Origin of the sequence: Ruegeria sp. HKCCD4315, assembly GCF_013112245.1 — a bacterium.
GTDB lineage: Bacteria > Pseudomonadota > Alphaproteobacteria > Rhodobacterales > Rhodobacteraceae > Ruegeria.
The window spans coordinates 2290104-2310366 of record NZ_WVRN01000001.1 but is presented as its reverse complement, the minus strand read 5'-3'; the positions used below and the strand labels follow the sequence as shown (position 1 = coordinate 2310366).

Annotated in this window: 18 protein-coding genes; 13 read left to right on the top strand and 5 right to left on the bottom strand. The window is 58.5% G+C overall.

Features of this window, described 5'->3' with window-relative positions; all coding sequences use genetic code 11:
- Positions 1 to 67 precede the first annotated feature (67 nt).
- From GS646_RS11495 to GS646_RS11435, 13 genes are all read left to right on the top strand, one after another.
- Positions 68 to 316: a DUF2484 family protein gene (locus tag GS646_RS11495; protein WP_171184982.1), complete on the top strand. Its 249-nt coding sequence runs from the start codon at positions 68 to 70 to the stop codon at positions 314 to 316.
- Entirely contained in the window at positions 313 to 579 is a 267-nt protein-coding gene (locus tag GS646_RS11490) for a DUF2484 family protein (protein WP_171184980.1), read from the top strand. The genes GS646_RS11495 and GS646_RS11490 overlap by 4 nt, the downstream gene beginning before the upstream one ends.
- 21 nt (positions 580 to 600) lie before the next feature.
- Complete coding sequence (locus GS646_RS11485) at positions 601 to 894, top strand: hypothetical protein (protein ID WP_171184978.1); 294 nt, start codon at positions 601 to 603, stop codon at positions 892 to 894.
- A complete protein-coding gene (gene murB / locus GS646_RS11480) occupies positions 891 to 1817 on the top strand; it encodes a UDP-N-acetylmuramate dehydrogenase (protein WP_171184977.1) in 927 nt (308 codons plus the stop codon). The genes GS646_RS11485 and murB overlap by 4 nt, the downstream gene beginning before the upstream one ends.
- A 108-nt stretch (positions 1818 to 1925) precedes the next feature.
- Positions 1926 to 2843 carry a D-alanine--D-alanine ligase gene (locus GS646_RS11475; protein WP_171184975.1) on the top strand — a complete coding sequence of 306 codons (918 nt, stop codon included), beginning with the start codon at positions 1926 to 1928 and terminating at the stop codon, positions 2841 to 2843.
- Positions 2831 to 3838: a cell division protein FtsQ/DivIB gene (locus tag GS646_RS11470; RefSeq protein WP_171184973.1), complete on the top strand. Its 1008-nt coding sequence runs from the start codon at positions 2831 to 2833 to the stop codon at positions 3836 to 3838. The genes GS646_RS11475 and GS646_RS11470 overlap by 13 nt, the downstream gene beginning before the upstream one ends.
- A gap of 8 nt (positions 3839 to 3846) precedes the next feature.
- On the top strand, positions 3847 to 5181 hold the full coding sequence (gene ftsA / locus GS646_RS11465) for a cell division protein FtsA (protein ID WP_171092297.1): 1335 nt from the start codon (positions 3847 to 3849) through the stop codon (positions 5179 to 5181).
- A complete protein-coding gene (locus GS646_RS11460; protein WP_171092295.1) occupies positions 5168 to 5587 on the top strand; it encodes a hypothetical protein in 420 nt (139 codons plus the stop codon). The genes ftsA and GS646_RS11460 overlap by 14 nt, the downstream gene beginning before the upstream one ends.
- 345 nt (positions 5588 to 5932) lie before the next feature.
- On the top strand, positions 5933 to 7537 hold the full coding sequence (ftsZ, locus tag GS646_RS11455; RefSeq protein ID WP_171184971.1) for a cell division protein FtsZ: 1605 nt from the start codon (positions 5933 to 5935) through the stop codon (positions 7535 to 7537).
- Between the two features lie 213 nt (positions 7538 to 7750).
- On the top strand, positions 7751 to 8671 hold the full coding sequence (gene lpxC / locus GS646_RS11450; RefSeq protein WP_171184970.1) for a UDP-3-O-acyl-N-acetylglucosamine deacetylase: 921 nt from the start codon (positions 7751 to 7753) through the stop codon (positions 8669 to 8671).
- A gap of 126 nt (positions 8672 to 8797) precedes the next feature.
- Positions 8798 to 9661, top strand: coding sequence for an outer membrane protein assembly factor BamD (locus GS646_RS11445; protein WP_171184968.1), 864 nt, complete (start codon positions 8798 to 8800; stop codon positions 9659 to 9661).
- A 36-nt stretch (positions 9662 to 9697) separates the two neighbouring features.
- Entirely contained in the window at positions 9698 to 11347 is a 1650-nt protein-coding gene (gene recN, locus GS646_RS11440) for a DNA repair protein RecN (RefSeq protein ID WP_171646651.1), read from the top strand.
- A gap of 100 nt (positions 11348 to 11447) precedes the next feature.
- A complete protein-coding gene (locus tag GS646_RS11435) occupies positions 11448 to 13133 on the top strand; it encodes a chloride channel protein (protein WP_171184964.1) in 1686 nt (561 codons plus the stop codon).
- A gap of 3 nt (positions 13134 to 13136) precedes the next feature.
- Here GS646_RS11435 and GS646_RS11430 read toward each other — a convergent pair whose 3' ends face one another.
- The 5 genes from GS646_RS11430 to cobS form a co-directional block, all read right to left on the bottom strand.
- A complete protein-coding gene (locus GS646_RS11430; RefSeq protein WP_171646653.1) occupies positions 13137 to 14504 on the bottom strand; it encodes a DUF3179 domain-containing protein in 1368 nt (455 codons plus the stop codon).
- 176 nt (positions 14505 to 14680) lie between these two features.
- Positions 14681 to 15022, bottom strand: a complete 342-nt coding sequence (locus GS646_RS11425; protein ID WP_171184960.1) for a DUF427 domain-containing protein — start codon at positions 15020 to 15022, stop codon at positions 14681 to 14683.
- Positions 15023 to 15085: 63 nt separating this feature from the next.
- Positions 15086 to 16876 (bottom strand): aminopeptidase P family protein, encoded by a 1791-nt coding sequence (locus GS646_RS11420; protein WP_171184958.1) that lies wholly within the window; start codon positions 16874 to 16876, stop codon positions 15086 to 15088.
- A 136-nt stretch (positions 16877 to 17012) separates the two neighbouring features.
- A complete protein-coding gene (gene cobT / locus GS646_RS11415) occupies positions 17013 to 18890 on the bottom strand; it encodes a cobaltochelatase subunit CobT (RefSeq protein WP_171092276.1) in 1878 nt (625 codons plus the stop codon).
- 123 nt (positions 18891 to 19013) lie between these two features.
- The gene (cobS, locus tag GS646_RS11410) at positions 19014 to 20000 is read right to left on the bottom strand and encodes a cobaltochelatase subunit CobS (protein WP_171092274.1); all 987 of its coding nucleotides are present in this window, start codon (positions 19998 to 20000) and stop codon (positions 19014 to 19016) included.
- Positions 20001 to 20263: the final 263 nt, after the last annotated feature.

Here is a 20263-nt window from a genome sequence, read left to right as displayed (position 1 = left end):
GTTGTTGATGCGCAACCATAGGATGTATTGACCTGCTACCCGCCATCACCATCCTTCGGAGGGGGAAATGGATTTTTCCGTGATCTTTTCAGCCCTCTGGGTGATCTGTGCCACTGTTGTGGCGATGATGCCAATGCGGCTGCAATTCCCACCGGGGATTGTACTTTTGATTTGTGCGCCGGTTTTGATCGTTTGGTTGGGATATGACCATGGCTGGGTTTGGTCTGCTCTCGCTTTTGGCGGCTTTGTTTCGATGTTTCGCAATCCGATCCGCTATTTCTGGCGTAAATGGACGGGCCGAGAGGTGGCGGAATGAGTTGGTCCCTTGCTCTGGCCGCTCTTTGGGGGTTGTCCGCCAATATCCTTGCGATGGTTCCCAGCAAGGATAACCACTGGACACGTGCTTATGTCCTGATTGTCGTGGGAATCCCAATTCTGGGTTATGTCACATATCAGCACGGTCCGTGGATCGGCCTGTTGGTGCTGGGTATGGGCATGTCGATGCTGCGCTGGCCGGTGATTTACCTGAGCCGTTGGACAAAAGCGAAAATGCAGGGCATGAAGGCGGCTAACAAGTAACGGCCATATTCAGGAGGCCACATGGTCGATATTGCCACATTCGCCTATTTGCCACTTATTTCTTTGATACTTGGCGGAGTTGCCGGGCTAATTGCCGGGCTCTGGATCGGTGTCAGAGGATTGTTTTGGCTCATCGGCCTGACCTCGGCAGTTGCGTTGGCGCTGATCGTGATGCTGGCGGGCGTCAGCACGGGCGAGGAAGAGCAGGCATTTGGTCCCTTCATCTGGCTGACTGGATCGGTCCTGCCGTTCCTGCTTGCTGTTATCGTGGGTGGAGTTGGCGCGCGCAGCCTAGTGAAAAAGTCAACCACATGAGCAATCTGCCCGAAGTTCGGGGTCGTCTGACCCCGGCCCGACCGCTGAACGATCTGACATGGCTGCGCGTTGGTGGCCCCGCAGACTACTTATTCCAACCCGCCGACGTCGAGGACCTGCAAACGTTTTTGCGCGGTCTTCCGTCGGATGTTCCGGTTTTCCCAATGGGTGTCGGTTCAAACCTGATCGTGCGTGACGGTGGCTTGCGCGCTGTGGTGATCCGCTTGGGACGCGGTTTCAACGGGATCGAGATCGAAGGAAACACGGTCACCGCAGGCGCGGCGGCATTGGACGCCCATGTGGCGCGCAAAGCAGCGGATGCCGGGGTCGATCTGACCTTTTTGCGTACCATACCCGGTTCTGTTGGCGGGGCGGTTCGGATGAACGCGGGCTGTTATGGCAGCTACACGGCGGATGTCTTGCGCAAAGCGACTATTGTCACCCGACGGGGTGAATTGCTTGACCTGACCCCCGAAGATCTGAACTTCCGCTACCGCCAGTCCGATCTGCCTGAAGGCTCCGTGTTGATTTCGGCGACGTTTCAAGGGCCCTCTGGCGACCCGGCAGAGCTTCACGCCCGCATGGAAGCGCAACTGAAAATGCGTGATGAAACCCAGCCCACTAAAGATCGTAGCGCCGGGTCAACTTTCCGCAATCCGGCCGGGTTTTCGTCGACGGGGCAGGCGGATGACGTGCATGATCTCAAGGCGTGGAAAGTGATTGATGACGCCGGAATGCGTGGCGCGACGCTGGGTGGTGCACAGATGAGCCCCAAACACTCGAATTTCCTGATCAATACCGGTGCGGCCACTGCCGCTGACCTGGAAGGTCTGGGCGAAGAAGTGCGAAAAAAGGTTTACGAAACAAGCGGCATCACGCTAGAGTGGGAAATCATGCGGGTCGGTGATCCGCTGAAAGAATAAAGCCCCAACCGTCAGACCAATAACAGGCTAATTCAGGCGACGGATCAAAGGCATAACGCAGTACGGACCACCACATAAGGTCCGGGGACATTGAGGCGCACGTTGGGAATGTCGAGCAGGACAAACCCCAAAGTGGCGGTATTGATGGGTGGACCCTCGGCGGAACGCGAGGTGTCTCTCAGCTCTGGGCGCGAATGCGCAGCCGCCCTTGTGGGAGAAGGCTTTGAAGTGGTCGAACTGGACGCAGGTCCCGACCTTTATGCGCGCCTTTTGGACATCAAACCGGATGTGGCTTTCAACGCCCTGCATGGACGCTGGGGTGAAGATGGTTGTGTGCAGGGTCTGCTGGAGTGGATGCGGATTCCCTACACCCATTCCGGCGTTTTGGCCTCGGCCCTCGCGATGGATAAACAGCGCAGCAAAGAAGTGTATCAGGCCGAGGGCTTGCCGATCGTGCCCAGCGTGATCGTGCCAAAGGTCGAAGTCATCGAAGTCCACGTGATGGAGCCACCCTATGTGGCCAAGCCCAATAATGAGGGTTCAAGCGTCGGTATCTACATCGTGCACGAAAACGCCAATGGTCCGCCGCAGCTGGATGAAGCGATGCCCGATCAGGTCATGGTCGAGAAATACGTGGCCGGGCGCGAGCTGACCGTGACTGTGATGGGGGACCGACCCCTGACCGTGACCGAAATCATGACGGATGATGGCTGGTACGACTACGACGCCAAGTACAAACCCGGCGGATCTTGGCATGTTCTGCCCGCTGACGTTCCGCAAGACATTTTCGATCGTTGCATGGATTACGCCGTGCGCGCGCATGATGTGTTGGGGTGCAGGGGCGTCAGCCGTACCGATTTCCGGTGGGATGACAGCATGGGCGCTGATGGTCTGTTTCTGCTGGAAACCAACACGCAACCCGGAATGACGCCCACGTCGCTGGCCCCGGAACAGGCCGCCCATCTGGGCATGACATTTGGCCAGCTATGCGCCTGGATGGTGGAGGACGCCTCATGCGACCGTTGACCGCCAGCCGTTCACTGGAAATCCATCGATCCAAACCGCTTGCGGGGCCGGATGCTGATTTCGCATCCGCAGACACGGAAACGCACGAAGCAGAGCCGATTTTGCGCCTGCGCGGGGCGCGGGTGTTTTCCCGCACCGCACGCCGCAACGATCCGGCACCGTCGCGCCTGAGCTACAGGCTTCAGCGCTGGATGCTCACGCCGGGCATCCGCATGGGTGTCAAAGTCGGTTTGCCGATCTGTGCTGTTGCTGCGGCCGTTGGGCTTTACTTCGCCTCGCCAGAGCGGCGCGATGCTGTCACGGCCTTTGTTGCCGATATACGCACTTCGATTCAGGAACGTCCTGAGTTCATGGTCAATCTGATGGCCATTGATGGGGCTGGCACCAGCTTGTCCGAGGACATCCGCGAGGTCGTGCCTTTGGATTTCCCGATCAGTTCCTGGGACCTGGATGTCGAACACATGCGCGATACGATAACCGGCCTGGACCCGGTGAAATCAGCAACCGTGCGCATCCGTCCGGGCGGTATCCTGCAGGTGGATGTAGTTGAGCGTCAGCCAGCGATAGTCTGGCGCACCCGCGATGGGCTGGAATTGTTGGATGATACCGGAGCCCACGTCAAAGAGACTCCTTCGCGTAAGGACCATTCAGACCTGCCTTTGATTGCCGGCAAGGGCGCGGACGCTCATGTCGCTGAAGCGCTTGAGATCTTTCAAACCTCGCGCAGCCTGGGCAACCGCGTGCGTGGGCTGGTGCGCGTGGGCGAGCGGCGCTGGGATCTGGTTCTGGACCGTGGCCAGCGCATCATGTTGCCGACCACCCGCCCGGTGCGTGCGCTCGAACGCGTGCTGGCTGTCAACGAAGTGCAGGACCTTCTGGAACGTGATGTGGCCGTTGTCGACATGCGCCTTGGCCAGCGTCCAACCATCCGAATGAGCAAAGCCGCCAGCGAAGACTGGTGGAATACAAAAGTGAACGTGAGTAACGGGCAGTAACGACCATGATGACCGATCTTTATCAGTCCCAACGCGCTATGCGCCAGATGCGGCGGCAGGCATTGCAACGCGGTGTGATTGCCATTCTGGATGTGGGTAGCTCAAAGATCGCCTGCCTTGTTTTGCGTTTTGACGGCACGGGTCGGCTGAGTGAAGACAACACCATCGGTTCGATGGCAGGCCAGACAGGGTTCCGCGTCATTGGCGCGGCGACCACGCGCTCGCGCGGTGTACAATTTGGCGAAGTCACCGCCATGCAGGAAACCGAACGCGCCATCCGTACCGCGTTGCAAGCGGCGCAGAAGATGGCCGATATGCGCGTCGATCACGTGATCGCCTGCTTTTCGGGGGCCAATCCGCGCTCTTATGGGTTGGATGCGCAAGTCGACCTTGATGGTCAGCTTGTTACCGAGGCCGAGGTCGGCCGTGTTCTGAACGCCTGCGACGTGCCAGATTACGGTGAGGGGCGCGAGGTGTTGCATGCGCAGCCGGTGAACTTTGCGCTCGACAACCGATCGGGTCTGATCGATCCCCGCGGCCAGATGGGTCAAAGCCTCGCGGTCGACATGCATATGTTGACCGTAGACGCGATGGCGATCCAGAATATCGTGCGTTGTATCAAGCGTTGTGATCTTGAGCTCGCAGGTATTGCCAACTCGGCCTATGTGTCGGGTATCTCCGCTTTGGTCGAAGATGAGCAGGAGCTGGGCGCAGCCTGTATCGACATGGGTGGTGGCACCACCAGCGTGTCGATCTTCATGAAGAAGCACATGATCTACGCGGATTGCGTCGGAATGGGCGGCGATCACGTAACCAGCGACATCTCGATGGGTCTGGGTGTGCCTGCGGCTGTGGCCGAACGGATCAAAACCTTCAACGGGGGCGTGCACGCAACCGGGGCCGATGACCGGGATATGATCGATATCGGTGGTGACACCGGTGACTGGGAACATGACCGTCGCACTGTAAGTCGGGCCGAGCTGATCGGCATCATGCGCCCGCGCGTCGAAGAGATTCTGGAAGAGGTCCGCGTGCGTCTTGACGCCGCTGGGTTCGAACATATGCCAAGCCAACAAATCGTTCTGACAGGAGGCGGTAGCCAGATCATGGGGCTGGACGGACTTGCCACCCGCATTCTGGGACAGCGCGTGCGTCTGGGACGCCCGTTGCGTGTGCATGGCCTGCCGCAATCGGCGACGGGCCCTGCGTTTTCCTCTGCCGTGGGTCTCAGCCTGTTTGCGGCCCATCCTCAGGATGAATGGTGGGATTTCGAGATCCCGGTCGACACCTATGCTGCGCGCCCGTTCAAACGCGCAGTGCGGTGGTTCCGTGATAACTGGTAAGCACTTGCGCTGGGCCGCGCTTGGCGCTGCCCTGTTGCCTGGCTGGGCCACGGCGCAGAGTATGATCACGCCAGACGCGTTTCTGGACGCTGCGGTCGGCAAAACTCTTACGTTTTACGAGATTCGCAGTGGCGATCTGGTCGGGACCGAGCAATTTCTGAACCGTCGCGTCTCGGTTTGGCGGGAAGAGGGCCGGGGATGTGTTTATGGGCAAATCACGACGCCAAACGGTCAGATCTGCTTTCTTTATGACAACGATCCGGACGGAATCCCGGTTTGCTGGTGGCCGTTTTTGCACGAAGGCCGTCTGATGGTGAGGCTGGCTTCATTTGCAGACGGAGAAATTCAGGAAGTGCGTAGTATCACGGAAAGCAGCCTGAACTGTCCAAACGCCCCGACCAGTTGAAGTTTCCGGTTGCGGCGCGCAGTTTTATCCCTCAAAATATCCACAGGGCCCGTCAGAGGTCTCGCGGCAGGACCTGAGCAGTTTTCCGCAGTGTAGAAATAGTCTGTCTGTGCGCGAAGGAGGGGATTCCTTCGCGGGGTGATGGGTGTCTTGTTATGGTCGCCGATGTTTCCGCTATATCTGGCAGTGCCTGCGAAATGCCGCCGGTTGCTGCCTTATTTTCTCCATATTTTGTGGCAAAACGCGATTTTTGACGTGACCTTTTCGCATCATCCGGCTAGAATCGAACAAGGATAGGTAAGAAAAACACCGCTTTGGCGGGACATAAATACAGGCGGACAGAGCATGACATTGAATCTTTCGATGCCCGGGCACGACGAACTGAAGCCTCGGATTACAGTATTTGGCGTTGGCGGTGCAGGCGGGAACGCCGTCAATAATATGATTGAGAAACAGCTGGACGGCGTCGACTTTGTGGTCGCCAACACCGACGCGCAGGCGCTGCAGCAAAGCCAGTCTTCGGCACGCGTGCAGTTGGGCGTGAAGGTCACCGAAGGTCTGGGCGCAGGGGCTCGTCCAACCGTTGGCGCGGCAGCCGCCGAAGAAAGCATCGAGCAGATCGTCGATCATCTGGCAGGCGCGCATATGTGCTTTATCACCGCCGGTATGGGCGGCGGCACCGGCACCGGCGCTGCACCGATCATCGCGCAAGCCGCCCGTGAATTGGGTGTGCTGACGGTGGGTGTCGTCACCAAGCCTTTCCAATTCGAAGGCGCCAAGCGGATGCGTCAGGCCGAAGACGGCGTTGAAGCACTGCAAAAGGTTGTCGACACGCTGATTATCATTCCGAACCAGAACCTGTTCCGTCTGGCCAACGAAAAGACCACCTTTACCGAAGCCTTCTCGATGGCAGACGACGTTCTGTATCAAGGCGTTAAGGGTGTGACGGACCTGATGGTTCGTCCTGGCCTGATCAACCTCGATTTTGCCGATGTTCGTGCCGTGATGGACGAGATGGGCAAAGCGATGATGGGAACCGGCGAGGCAACCGGCGAAGATCGTGCGGTTCAAGCGGCAGAAAAAGCCATTGCCAACCCGCTGCTGGACGAAATCAGCCTCAAAGGCGCGAAGGGCGTGCTGATCAACATCACCGGCAGCCACGACCTGACCCTGTTCGAACTGGACGAAGCGGCCAACCGCATTCGCGAAGAAGTGGACCCCGAAGCAAACATCATCGTCGGGTCGACGCTGGACACAGCCATGGAAGGCGGCATGCGTGTATCGGTCGTTGCGACCGGTATCGACGCCAGCGAAAAACCCGTGGATGTACCTGTTGCGCGTCGGTCAATGTCCGAGCCACTGACACGCACCGTTTCGGCGGAAGAGCACATTCAGGAAGACGCACCTGTTGCAGCCGAAATGGTAGAAGCCGCGCCTCAGATGGAAGAGCCTCGTGAACCTTCGCTGTTTGAGGCAGCGGAAGAGCCTGCGCAACCGCAGTTCCTGCCGCGAGACGAGCGGGAAGAGGATGATCTGCCGCCTCCGGCGTACCAGCCGCGCGTCGCCGACTTTGAGCCGCAGCCCGAACACGTCGAACCCGCGTCCGAAAGCTTTGTCGCCCCGCGCGGCCATGCGGCAGGGACACCGTCGCCTGAAGCGCTGCAGCGTCTGCAGGCGGCTGTACAAAAGGTTCCGTCTGCGCCGCAGCGTCCGGCTGCACCGCGTCAGCCCGAGGCCGTTTCGCAGCCCGAACCTGAAGAGCGGTCGCGTTTTGGCTTCAATCGTCTGATCGATCGGATGACCGGTCATGCTGCGGATACACCGGCGCAAGCACCGCGTCAGCAACCGGTTCTGCGCCAGTCCGAGGCCACCGCGCCGGTCCAGGATGAGGCCGATCCGGAGCAGGATCGTATCGAAATTCCTGCCTTCCTGCGCCGTCAAGCCAACTGATCGCGGTAACAAAATCCACTCACAGGGCCGCTTCTTAGCGGCCCTTTATCGTTTAGAAATGGTGGTTTACGAATATGTAAGCAGGGTTTTGCCGATCTGTTACATACATGTTTCATTCGGTTACAAAGAGTGAGTTGAGCCTTGACGCAGGCTTCCTTAACTGAGTGTCCAACACAGCCCTCGCAGGCTGGACACTGCTCACCGAGGCCCATTTTGCAACATACGCTCAAATCTCCGGTCACGTTCAAAGGCGTTGGACTGCATGGCGGCCAACCCGCAACCATGGTTCTAAAGCCTGCTGCGGCGGGGCATGGGATTTGGTTCAAACGTACGGATATTCATCTGGGCGATGCGATGATCCCGGCCATCTACCATGCGGTCGAGCGTTCCCCGCTCTGCACGCGACTGGTGAATGACTCAGGCGTCTCGGTCTCGACCATTGAACATATCATGGCCGCATTGGCCGGATGTGGTGTACACAATGCGCTGATCGAGATTGATGGTCCCGAAGTGCCGATCATGGACGGGTCTTCGATCGACTTCGTGCGCGGTATCATGGCAAAAGGCGTGCGCCGTCAAGCCAGCCCGGTTCTGGCCTATGAGGTTCTGAAGCCCGTGACCGCGTCGCGCGAAGGCGCGGATGCCAGTATCGTTCCTGCCGACGGTTTGATCATCGACTTCCACATTGATTTCGAAGACAGCGCAATCGGCAGCCAGACCAAAACGCTGGATATGCGCAACGGTTCCTTTGCGCGCGAACTCAGCGATTGCCGTACATTCTGCCGTCGCACGGATGTCGAAGCCATGCGTGCCAACGGGCTGGCCTTGGGCGGTACGCTGGACAATGCCGTTGTTGTTCAGGGCGACGAGGTACTGACGCCCGGTGGTTTCCGCCGCGCCGACGAAGCTGTGCGTCACAAGATGCTGGATGCTCTGGGTGACCTCTATCTGGCAGGTGGTCCGATTTTGGGCCACTTCACCGGTAACAAATCGGGCCATTCTCTGACCAACACCCTTCTGCGCAACCTGTTCGAGACACCCGGTGCGGTGCGTCCGATGCTGTGTACGCCGCAGCAGGCCGCACGTCTGCCGGGGCAGGGCCTTATTGTAAACGAAATTCCGGAAGTCGCCTGATCTGATCAACTCTGACGACATTTGCGCCAGAAGTTGCATAAGGCGTTTTGCACCGGAATTTTCTGTGCTAGACCATGGCTCAATTCGGGGCGAACCCCCTTAAGTAAGACGACAAGGATGGGCGGTATGGTTGGCAGCAAAGCGGCAGTCAGACTCGCAGGCGCGATTCTTCTGACAGCAGTTTTGGCAGCGTGTGGTAACGGAGGCGGCCTTTTCGGCAACAAAGGCGCTGACCGGAGCCAGAACCTTGAAGGGTTCACGCCGGAACAGATCTACACCCGTGGTGAATACGAACTGTCGCAGAATCGCTCGGACGATGCGGCTTGGTATTTCTCGGAAGTTGAACGCCTGTATCCTTATTCCGATTGGGCCAAACGTGCGCTGATCATGCAGGCGTTTTCGTTCCACTCGGACAAGAACTATGAAGAAAGCCGGGCTGCGGCGCAGAGATACATCGACTTCTACCCCACGGATGAAGATGCAGCTTACGCGCAATACCTGCTGGCGCTCAGCTACTATGATCAGATCGATGAGGTCGGGCGCGATCAGGGCCTGACCTTTCAGGCGTTGCAATCGCTGCGCACCGTGATCGAGGTGTATCCCGACAGCGAATATGCCACCTCGGCGGTTTTGAAATTCGACCTCGCCTTTGACCATCTGGCAGGCAAAGAGATGGAGATCGGGCGCTATTACCTGCGTCAGGATCACTACATCGCGGCGATCAATCGATTCCGCGTTGTTGTTGAAGATTTCCAGACGACCTCTCACACCGCTGAAGCGCTCTATCGTCTGGTCGAGGCTTATTTGTCCCTTGGCCTGCTGGACGAAGCGCAGACAGCCGGTGCCATCCTTGGCTATAACTATCAGTCCTCGGAATGGTATGACGATGCATACAAGCTGCTGACGTCGCGCGGTCTTGATCTCAAGAGCCGTGGCAACAACTGGCTCAGCACGATCTATCGTCAGACCATCAAGGGTGAATGGTTGTAATCGCCATGGCTTCTGGCTTGGGACGCTAAAGACCCGATGCTGCGCGCCCTAGATATCCGCGACATGCTCATCATCGACCGGTTGGAACTGACCTTCCAACCGGGTTTGAACGCTTTGACCGGGGAAACAGGGGCTGGCAAATCGATCCTTCTGGATTCGCTTGGGTTCGTATTGGGCTGGCGCGGACGGGCCGAATTAGTGCGGCAGGGTGCAGCACAGGGCGAGGTCGTCGCCGAGTTTGAACTCTCCACCGACCATCCCGCTCATGCGATTCTGTCTGAAGCCGGCTTGCCGGGGGGCGAAGAACTGATCCTGCGTCGGGTCAACACCGCCGAGGGTCGTAAGACCGCCTGGGTCAATGACCGGCGCTGCTCGGGCGACGTGTTGCGGGCTCTGTCTGAAACCTTAATCGAATTGCACGGCCAGCATGACGATCGTGGGTTGCTGAATCCGCGCGGGCATCAGGCGATGCTGGACGATTTCGCTGATGTATCGGGGCATTTGGCCAAAGTGCGTGCGGCCTGGTCCGAGATGTCCCGTGCGCGTAAAGCCCTTGCCGAAACCGAGGCCGCACTGGAAGCTGTCCGCAGCGAAGAAGAATTCCTGCGCCACGCTGTGGCCGAACTGGACCAGCTTGATCCGCAACCGGGCGAAGACGCCGAACTGGATGCCCGCCGCCGCATGATGCAGGGGGCCGAACGCATCCGGGATGATGTCGCCCGCGCCTTCGCGCTGTTGTCCGGGGATGGGGCCGAAGGCGCAATGTCTGACGCTATCCGCTGGTTGGAAGGCGTGTCAGACAACGCAGGTGGTCAATTGGAAGAACCGATTGCCGCGCTTGGGCGGGCGATGATCGAACTGGGCGAGGCGCAGGACGGCGTGAATGCATGCCTTCAGGCGCTGGATTTCAACCCGGCGGAACTGGAACAGGCCGAAGAACGCCTGTTCGCCATCCGTGCACAAGCGCGAAAGCATGATGTATCACCGGATGATCTGGGAACATTTGCCGACACTCTGCGCGACCGGTTGAATCGGTTGGAGGCGGGTGACGCCGATCTGGCGGATAAACGTGCAGCCGTGAACGCGGCGCAGGACGCTTATGACACTGCCGCTGCCGAGCTGAGCGCAGCCCGCAAGGCGGCTGCTGGGCGGCTTGATACTGCCGTCATGACTGAACTGGCCCCGCTCAAGATGGAACGCGCCGTGTTCCAAACCGAGCTCACTTTGGCAGAGCCGGGCCCCGAAGGCACTGACGCAGTTGCGTTCACCGTGGCGACCAATCCCGGCGCTTCGGCCGGTCCTTTGAACAAGATTGCATCGGGCGGTGAACTCAGCCGCTTTTTGCTGGCGCTTAAGGTCTGTCTTACTGGCGATGACAGCGCGCGCACGATGATCTTTGACGAGATTGACCGGGGCGTTGGCGGTGCCACAGCCGATGCGGTTGGGCGCAGGTTGGCGTCACTGGCGCAGGGGGGGCAGGTTCTCGTCGTCACCCATTCGCCTCAGGTTGCCGCCCGTGCCGCGCATCACTGGCGTGTGCAGAAACAGGTGACAAAGGGACAAACTCTGTCCACCGTAATTCCCTTGGCGGAACCGGACCGTGTGGATGAGATCGCGCGTATGGTGGCAGGTGATACAATCACCGAGGAAGCACGCGCTGCTGCCCGGGCCCTGCTGCAAGCCTGATATGCCTGTGGCGTGAATCAGTGCTCACACTGTCGCTATCTCACTTTTATATGGACGCTCCGTGGCTTACTAAGGGTTAAGAGATGATCCCCGAGGGCCAATGACCCAATCGACCCGCACCGTTCTGCGCAACCAGTTCAATCAGGCTCTGGCCGCGATTAAGGATGCGTGGCGGGTGATGTTGCGCCGGGGGCCAAGCCAGATCCAGTTTTGGTTCATCGCACTGGCCATCGGTATCGCGGCAGGGTTCATGGCGCTTGGCTTCCGCAAAGCCATCCGTTCCCTGCAGGCTTATCTTTATGACACGGATGATATCCTGCTGCTGCACAGCCATGCCGAGAAACTGCCGTGGTTCATGGTTCTGATCATTCCCATCGTCGGCGGCCTGCTTGTGGGCGTCATCTTGAACCGTTTCACCAATGACGGGCGTGTGCGGTCTGTGGCCGATGTAATCGAAGGTGCTGCCGTGACGGACGGCCGGGTTGAGGTCAAGGCCGGGATCGCGTCGTTTTTTGCTTCTCTGATCACGCTCAGTTCGGGCGGGTCAACGGGCCGGGAAGGGCCCGTGGTGCATATGGCCGGAGTGATTTCCACTTGGGTCAGCAACCGCATCCACGCGGACGGGATCACAGGACGTGACCTTTTGGGATGTGCCGTTGCCGCCGCTGTTTCAGCCAGTTTCAACGCGCCTATCGCGGGGGCTTTGTTCGCGCTCGAGGTCGTGCTGCGTCACTTCGCCGTTCATGCCTTTGCGCCGATCGTTATCGCCTCGGTCGCGGGAACGGTGATTAACCGGCTGGAATACGGCGATGTTACCGAATTCACCCTGGATACGCCGGGGTCGCTGCAATTTTATGTCGAACTACCGGCTTTCCTGATCCTCGGTCTGATCTGTGGATTTGTCGCCCTACTGCTGATGCGATCGATCTTCTTTGCCGAGGATATCGGCAGTCATATCCAAAGCCGTCTATCCATCCCGGGGTGGCTGCGCCCGGCGGTCTCTGGCGCGATGCTGGGGCTTATGGCGATCTGGTTCCCGCATATCATCGGCGTGGGATACGAGACCACAATCCGTGCTTTGACCGGTGATCTGGTTCTGACAACGGCCATCCTGTTTGCCGTTACCAAAACCGTTGCCGTCGCCATCACCATGGGCGGGCGCATGGGCGGTGGTGTGTTTTCTCCCTCACTTATGGTGGGCGCGCTGACCGGGCTGGCCTTTGGACTGATCGCCACCGGTCTGTTGCCGGACGTGTCCGGAACACACACGCTTTATGCCTTTGCCGGAATGGGTGCTGTGGCTGCGGCGGTGCTGGGTGCACCTATTTCGACCACACTGATTGTCTTTGAACTGACCGGGGATTGGCAGATCGGTCTTGCGGTGATGGTGACGGTTTCTATGTCCACTGCGCTGGCCTCGCGTCTTGTGGATCGGTCCTTCTTCCTGACCCAACTGGAACGGCGGGATGTCCATCTGGCGGCCGGGCCGCAGGCATATCTGTTGGCCATGCTGCGCGCCGGGGCCGTGATGCGCCCAATCGGTGACCCGCGTTCGATCACCAAGGAAGAAGCGCAGGGACTGATCGAACAGGGCCTGTGCATTCAGGCCAGCGCCACACTGGAAGCTGCTATGCCCTATTTCGACCGGGCGGACATCCCTTGTATTCCGGTGGTTATTCTGGATGCCGATGGAACTGAAACACCGGTAGGTGCGCTTTACCACATTGATGCGCTCAAGGCCTACAACAGAGCGCTTGCCGCCACCGCGGCCGAGGAACATTCCTGATCCTCAACCACCGTAGACGCTGGCTGCATCTCCCAGGTAATTGTCCCACGCAAACCAATAAGAGATGTGGCCCGCAACCCGAGACAAGCGTGTGCCATCCGGTCCGATCAACGCGTCTTCAGTCACGGTCCAGCTTTGACCTCTGCCATCCTGCAAACCTGTTTGCGTGGCCTTGAATGTATGACCTTTGCGCTCATAGGCGCGTACGCTGCGTTCTTTTGGGTCCCCGATCAGAACCAGTGGCGTTTGGGCAATGGCGTCGTTTATCACCGGCTTGCGCTTGAATGCATCCAGCGGCCAAGCGCGCGCGGCTCCGAACTGGCGCACGGCAAAGATGTAGTCTTTCTGCCGATGTCTGGACTGATCCACCACTGCCGGGAACATCAACTCGCTTGAGGCGAAGTAATCTCGATAGACAACGCCCGACCCATAGTTGCGCCGATGCCCGGTATTCAGAGACAAGACGCGCGTCTTTGGGTGCGAGGTTTTCCAACTGTCCCACGTAGTGATCACAACCGGGCGCTGTTTCAACGTGATGCCGCTATTCACCAAAGGACCCACAACAGGTTTGCCGGTGTATTGGTTCCAAAGCGAATGTGTCTCGCGGTCAAACATCAGCTTGTTCGAGCGATAAAGGAACCCTGACGAACCGAAAATGAACGGTTTTCGCCGCCCCGCCACCTGCGTTTCAAAAAGAATGCCGGACCCGCAAAGCGTGCAATAGGCCAGCGCCACGGGTACTCCGCCGATCACTTCATTGAACATCTCGTGCCAGCCCATGATCCGCAACGGATAGGCGCGCTCGTCCCCGTTGATTGCTACGCCGAAGACCAGATCATCGCCTTTAAGATATCCGGCATTCGAAGGTGAAATCAGAGTTGGGTTGTCCAAAGACGGAATACCGTCTTTATGCACTCCGCCCCAAGCGATTTCTTCCAAACGGATCCTCATCCGGTCGCGTTGCAGGTATTCGGGTTGCAAGAACACGTCGAAGTTCGGGTCGATCCGCAGCAGAACCTCGCGCTTGAACGGGATAAGCGACGGATGAGGGGTAATCTGCGGGTTCCGCTCCTGCCACAGCATCCACTCGAACCAGTCATTGCCATAGCGCTGCCCGGTCAGAGCCTCCATCACCTCGACGATCTCGTCTCGCCGACGGTCGGCATAACGCATCGCGGTCAACAACCCAGGAACAACATCCGGCTGCCCACGATCCTTGAGGTACGCCATCTGCGCCTCAAACGCGGTACGTCGCCCCTCCAGCGTGCTACGCAAAGCTTCAAGCACTGGATCCTGCTGTGCCCAAAGCGCGCTTGGGGCAAGCGCACCAGCCCCGATCATCCCTGCAAAACCGCGACGTGAAATCAACATGGAAGCCTCCGGTGATACCCGCAGGTAAGTGTGCCGCAATTGCCGCTCACATGCATTCCACAGCTGCGTGAGGGTAGGAAATAGAGAGCGCTTTCGCTTCCAGAATCTTTACAATAGTCACAAAAAACGGGCCTTCCGGCCCGTTTGAATGCGCAACAAAGATCGCTAAGCAGAGACTAAATCTGCTCTACCTTCACTGATTCCACAGGATAAAATGCCAGATGATCTTTGATCTCAGCCACGTCCGGGATTGGGTCCTCGTAGCTCCAGACTGCATTTTCGGTCACGGATGATTTGTTGACGATGGAAAAATGCGTTGCGTCGCCCTTGCCGGGGCAATGGGTCACTTTGTCGGTACGGTCTAAAAAGGCCATCGCGATGTCGTTGCGCGGGAAGTAGATCACCGGATCCTTGTCGCCTTCGTGCAGTTCCAGCGCATTGTTTGTCTCGCCCAGGATCGCACCGCCCGAGCGGACACTCCATTTGCCCGGCGCTTTTTGGATCGTGATCTCGGTCATTCCTGTTCCTTCCTTCGTCGTATTCGGGCCTCTCCTCTGCCCGTTCTATGTAACAGCCCGGTGTCAGACCGGCGCAGTTGCGGCATCCAACCACAGTTGCGCGTCACGTCCCAGCCTTGGGCGGATCTTTTCCGCAACGTCGCGGTGGTAGGCATTCAGCCAGTCACGTTCGTCGGGTGTCAACATATCGACCAGGATCAGCCTGCGGTCAATCGGTACGAAAGTCAGGGTCTGCCAGTTCAGCATTGCACGCTCTGCGTCGCTGCCGGGCAGGGCGGGAGCCTCTTCCACTACGACAAGGTTTTCAATGCGGATGCCAAAAGCGCCTTCACGATAGTACCCAGGCTCGTTTGACAGGATCATACCTGGCTGCAACGGCACATGGCTTACCCTTGACAGGCGCTGCGGCCCTTCGTGAACACTCAGATAAGCTCCGACCCCGTGGCCGACCCCATGATTGAAGTCTTGCCCTGCGGCCCAAAGCGGCGTTCGCGCCACGCATTCGATGTCACGACCTGCAAGCCCTGCAGGCCAGCGCAACATCGACATGGCAATCATGCCTTTCAGAACACGTGTGAAACAGGTTTTCTCTTCATCGCCAACTTCGCCGATGGCAATGGTTCGTGTGATATCGGTTGTACCGTCCAGATATTGCCCGCCGCTGTCCAGAACCAGAATGTGACCGTCTTCCAAGCGGCTGTCGGTTTCTTCGGTCACGCGATAATGCATGATCGCACCGTTTGGCCCGGTCCCTGCGATGGTGTCGAACGAGATATCCTGAAGCGCATTGTCCTTGCGCCGGTTCTCTTCCAAGCGCGTGACCACTTGAGTCTCGGTCACACTGGCAGGGGCTTGCTCGTCCAGCCAGCAGAGGGTCTCGATCACGGCCACTGCATCACGCAAATGCGCTTCGGCGCTGCCCGCGATTTCGGCAGGGTTTTTGCAGGCTTTGGGCAGGGCACAAGGATCGCCACCTTCAGTCATCGCGGTCCCCACCACATCCGCTACGATCTGGGGCAGGGTGCCAATGTCCACTTGAACTGGTCCCTCCAGTGCGCCGACCGTGTCGAGAAAAGTCTGCGGGTCATGCACGGTCACATTTGAACCTAGATGATCCCTGACTTCGGCCAGCTTGTCGGCTGTCATGAACAGGTCGACCCTGCCATCTGCATGTAAAATCGCAAAACCATGTGCGACCGGGTTATAGGCAATGTCAGATCCGCGAATATTCAACAGCCACATTATCGAATCCGGCAGGGTGAGGACCGCAGCACTATTCCCATTCCGCTGCAAATCTTTGGCCAGACGCGTAATTTTGCTGTCCGACGACTCCCCGGCAAATTCAATCGGATGCACCTTGACCGGGTTCATGGGTGGTGCAGGTTGATCCGCCCAGATCCGGTCAACAAGGTTCTCACATCTCACTGGTTCGATACCGGTACCGTCCAGGTCACGTATCAAGTCGGAAATCTGACCTGCAGCGTGCAGCCAAGGATCAAACCCCACCTTGCCCCCGTTGGGCAGCTGCTCTTTCAGCCACGCGCTCAGGCTGACCTCGGGCCAGGGCACTGGCGTGAAGTCATCGGCAACCTGTGCCTTAACCTGCGTACGATAGCGCCCGTCAATGAAGACCCCGGCGACATCAGGCAAGGCGGCGCAAAACCCGGCCGAGCCTGTAAAACCCGTTAACCAAGCCAAACGTTCATCACGTGGGGCCACATATTCCCCTTGATGGGCGTCCGCGCGCGGTATCAGAAACCCATCCAAACCCGCTTGCGCCATTTCCGCTCGCAGCGCGGTCAACCTTGGTGGGCCTTGTTCCGGGCGGGCAGTCACTTGAAAGGATTGGAACATGAAGGGCCTCATTCACTGTGGTACCGGCAGACCCTGAGGCGCAGTGGAACAAATGTCCAGATCAGTATGACCCGAACAAAAGCCGATCCCAGACTTCATCTTTTCAAAAATACTCCCGCCGGAGGCAAGGCCAGCCTCAGCTGGCCTTTCGCATCCCCATCACCCGGGCCCGTGCGCGCGGATCACTGTCGAACAAAGCCGCCAACTGTTCGGTCATAGCTCCTGCCAGCTGTTCCACATCGGTGATTGTCACGGCGCGGTCATAATACCGGGTCACGTCGTGGCCGATCCCGATGGCCAACAGTTCCACCATCTTGCGCTTTTCGACCATGGCGATCACATCGCGAAGGTGTTTTTCCAGATAGTTGGCCGGGTTCACGCTCAGCGTGGAATCATCGACCGGAGCACCATCCGAAATGACCATCAGGATCTTTCGCGCCTCGCGCCGCGCCAGCATCCTACGATGCGCCCATTCCAAGGCCTCACCGTCGATGTTTTCCTTCAGTAAGCCCTCTTTCATCATCAGGCCCAGATTGGGGCGCGCTCGACGCCAGGGCGCGTCGGCACCCTTATAAATGATATGGCGCAGATCGTTCAGACGCCCCGGCTGCTGCGGGCGGCCATCGTTTAGCCAAGCCTCGCGCGCCTGACCACCTTTCCACGCCCGCGTGGTAAAACCCAGAATCTCGACCTTCACATTGCAGCGTTCCAGCGTCCGCGCCAGAACATCCGCACAGATGGCCGCGATCGAAATCGGACGTCCCCGCATCGAGCCGGAATTGTCCAGTAGCAGTGTGACCACTGTATCGCGGAATTCGGTATCTTTCTCGACCTTGAAGCTCAATGGTGTGGTTGGATTCGCCACCACACGCGCCAGACGACCGGCATCCAGAATACCTTCTTCACGGTCGAACTCCCAACTGCGGTTCTGTTGTGCCTGCAGTCGACGCTGTAGCTTGTTGGCCAGGCGGCTCACAGCCCCCTTCAGCGGTTCCAGCTGCTGATCAAGATAGGCACGCAACCGTTCCAGCTCGGCAGGTTCCGCCAGGTCCTCGGCAGCGATTTCTTCGTCATGGGTATCCAGATAGACTTTGTAATCCGGGTCAGCCTCGGATGCTGGCGGCGGGGCAGGTGGCTCCATCGGGGCCTCACCTTCAGGCATCTCCGCCTCATCGCCCAGCTCATCCTCGGCCATCTCATCCATCGAGACCTGTGCCTGAGATTGATCCTGTTGCTCTTCCTGGCTTTGTTCAGGGGTGGCGTCGGCGTCCTGCTCGTCCTGATCATCCTGACCGGTGCTGTCTGGGTCGGGCTGTTCTTCAGCGTCTTCCTCGGCCTGATCTTCCTGCTCATCGTCCAGCTCATCAGGGTCATCCCCAAGCTGGTCGCCATAGCCCAGATCCTTGATCACCTGACGGGCAAATTTGGCAAACTCGGCCTGATCCGAGAGAATTTCGTCCAGATTCTCCAGCGTGCCTCCGGCCTGTTCCTCGATGAAGCCGCGCCACAGGTTCATGATGTTCTCGGCCGCAGGCGGCAGATCGCGCCCGGTGGCCAGATGCCGGATCAGATATCCTGCTGCCACGGCCAGAGGCGCATCGGCAGGCTGTTTGCATTGGTCATAGCCACGCCGGATCGCCTCATGCCCGATCTTGACGTCGATATTGCTGGCGGTGCCGGGCATATCCCGAGCGCCCATCGCTTCGCAGCGAGCGGTCTCCATCGCCTCATAGAGGTCCCGCGCCATATCACCCGGCGGGGCATAGCGTGCATGAGTGGCATCGTCGTGATATTTGCGCTGCAAGGCCAGAGCGTCGGCAGTGCCGCGCGCCAGAAGCACCTCTTCGCGCGTCATCCGGCGCGATACCTGAGGCAAACGCATCGACTCGCCGGACATGCCCGAAGGATCAACCGTATAGGTTACGGACAGCTCGGGGTCATCGGCCATGACCTTGGTTGCCTCGGCCAAAGCCTTCTTGAACGGATCAGCAGGGTTGTCGTTCTTCTGTGCCATGTCCCCAAGCCTTTCACATTGCAGCCCCGATTTCCATCAGCAGGGAAACAGGATCCGCCTTCATCTGGCTAAAAATACCTCCGCCGGAGGCATTGCGCCCGCAAACGGGCGCAATTCGGCGTACTACCCTAAGCTCACACTCGCCGCGCTTTCCGGCAGCTCTTCGTCGAAGCAGCGTTGATAGAACTCGGCCACGGTCTGACGCTCCAGCTCGTCACATTTGTTCAGGAAAGACAGGCGGAAAGCATACCCGACATCGCGGAAAATCTCGGCGTTCTGAGCCCAGTTGATCACCGTACGGGGGCTCATGACGGTCGACAGATCGCCATTCATGAAGGCAGTCCGGGTCAGGTCGGCCACAGTGACCATCTGACTGACGGTCTTGCGGCCGTCGGCGGTGTTGTAATGTGGCGCTTTCGACAGCACGATCATTGTTTCGGCATCGTGGCTGAGGTAGTTCAGGGTCGAGACCAAAGACCAGCGGTCCATCTGTGCCTGGTTGATCTGCTGCGTGCCGTGGTACAGACCCGTGGTGTCGCCCAGACCAACCGTGTTGGCGGTGGCAAACAGGCGGAAGTTCGGGTTCGGTGTGATGATCTCGTTCTGGTCCAGCAGGGTCAGTTTGCCGTCATGCTCAAGAACACGCTGGATTACGAACATCACGTCCGCGCGGCCCGCGTCATATTCGTCGAACACGATGGCGACCGGGTTACGCAGAGCCCAGGGCAGGATGCCTTCGTGGAACTCAGTGACTTGCTTGCCATCGCGCAGCTTGATCGCGTCCTTACCGATCAGGTCGATCCGGCTGATATGGCTATCCAGGTTCACGCGTACCGCAGGCCAGTTCAGCCGCGCCGCAACCTGTTCAATGTGAGTCGATTTACCCGTACCGTGATAGCCCTGGATCATCACACGACGGTTGTGGGCAAAACCCGCCAGAATGGCCAGCGTGGTTTCAGGATCGAATTTATAGGTCGGGTCGATGGCCGGCACACGATCTGTGGCCTCGGCAAAGCCTTTGACCTTCATTTCCGTATCAATGCCGAATACGTCGCGGACCGAGATATCTTCGGTTGGTTTTGCGTTTACGTCGATCGATCCGTCAGCCATTCGTCTTGTCCTTATCCTTTGGCCCGCCTTGCCGGGTCTGAACCCGTGTGTGGTGCAACATATTGCGGGCAAGGGCAAGGGAAAGAGGCAGACCTGAAAAGCTGAGGGGATGTTTCTTTGAAACTGGCCTTTTTGAAACTGGCCTTATCGTTATCGCGCGCCGAGGCTTGTGACTTTCGGCTCAAACCGAGAAAGGAACGTTATCCCCGGGGCTTGCAGCTTAAAAGAAATTAAATATAAAAATATTACAATTATATTATGTG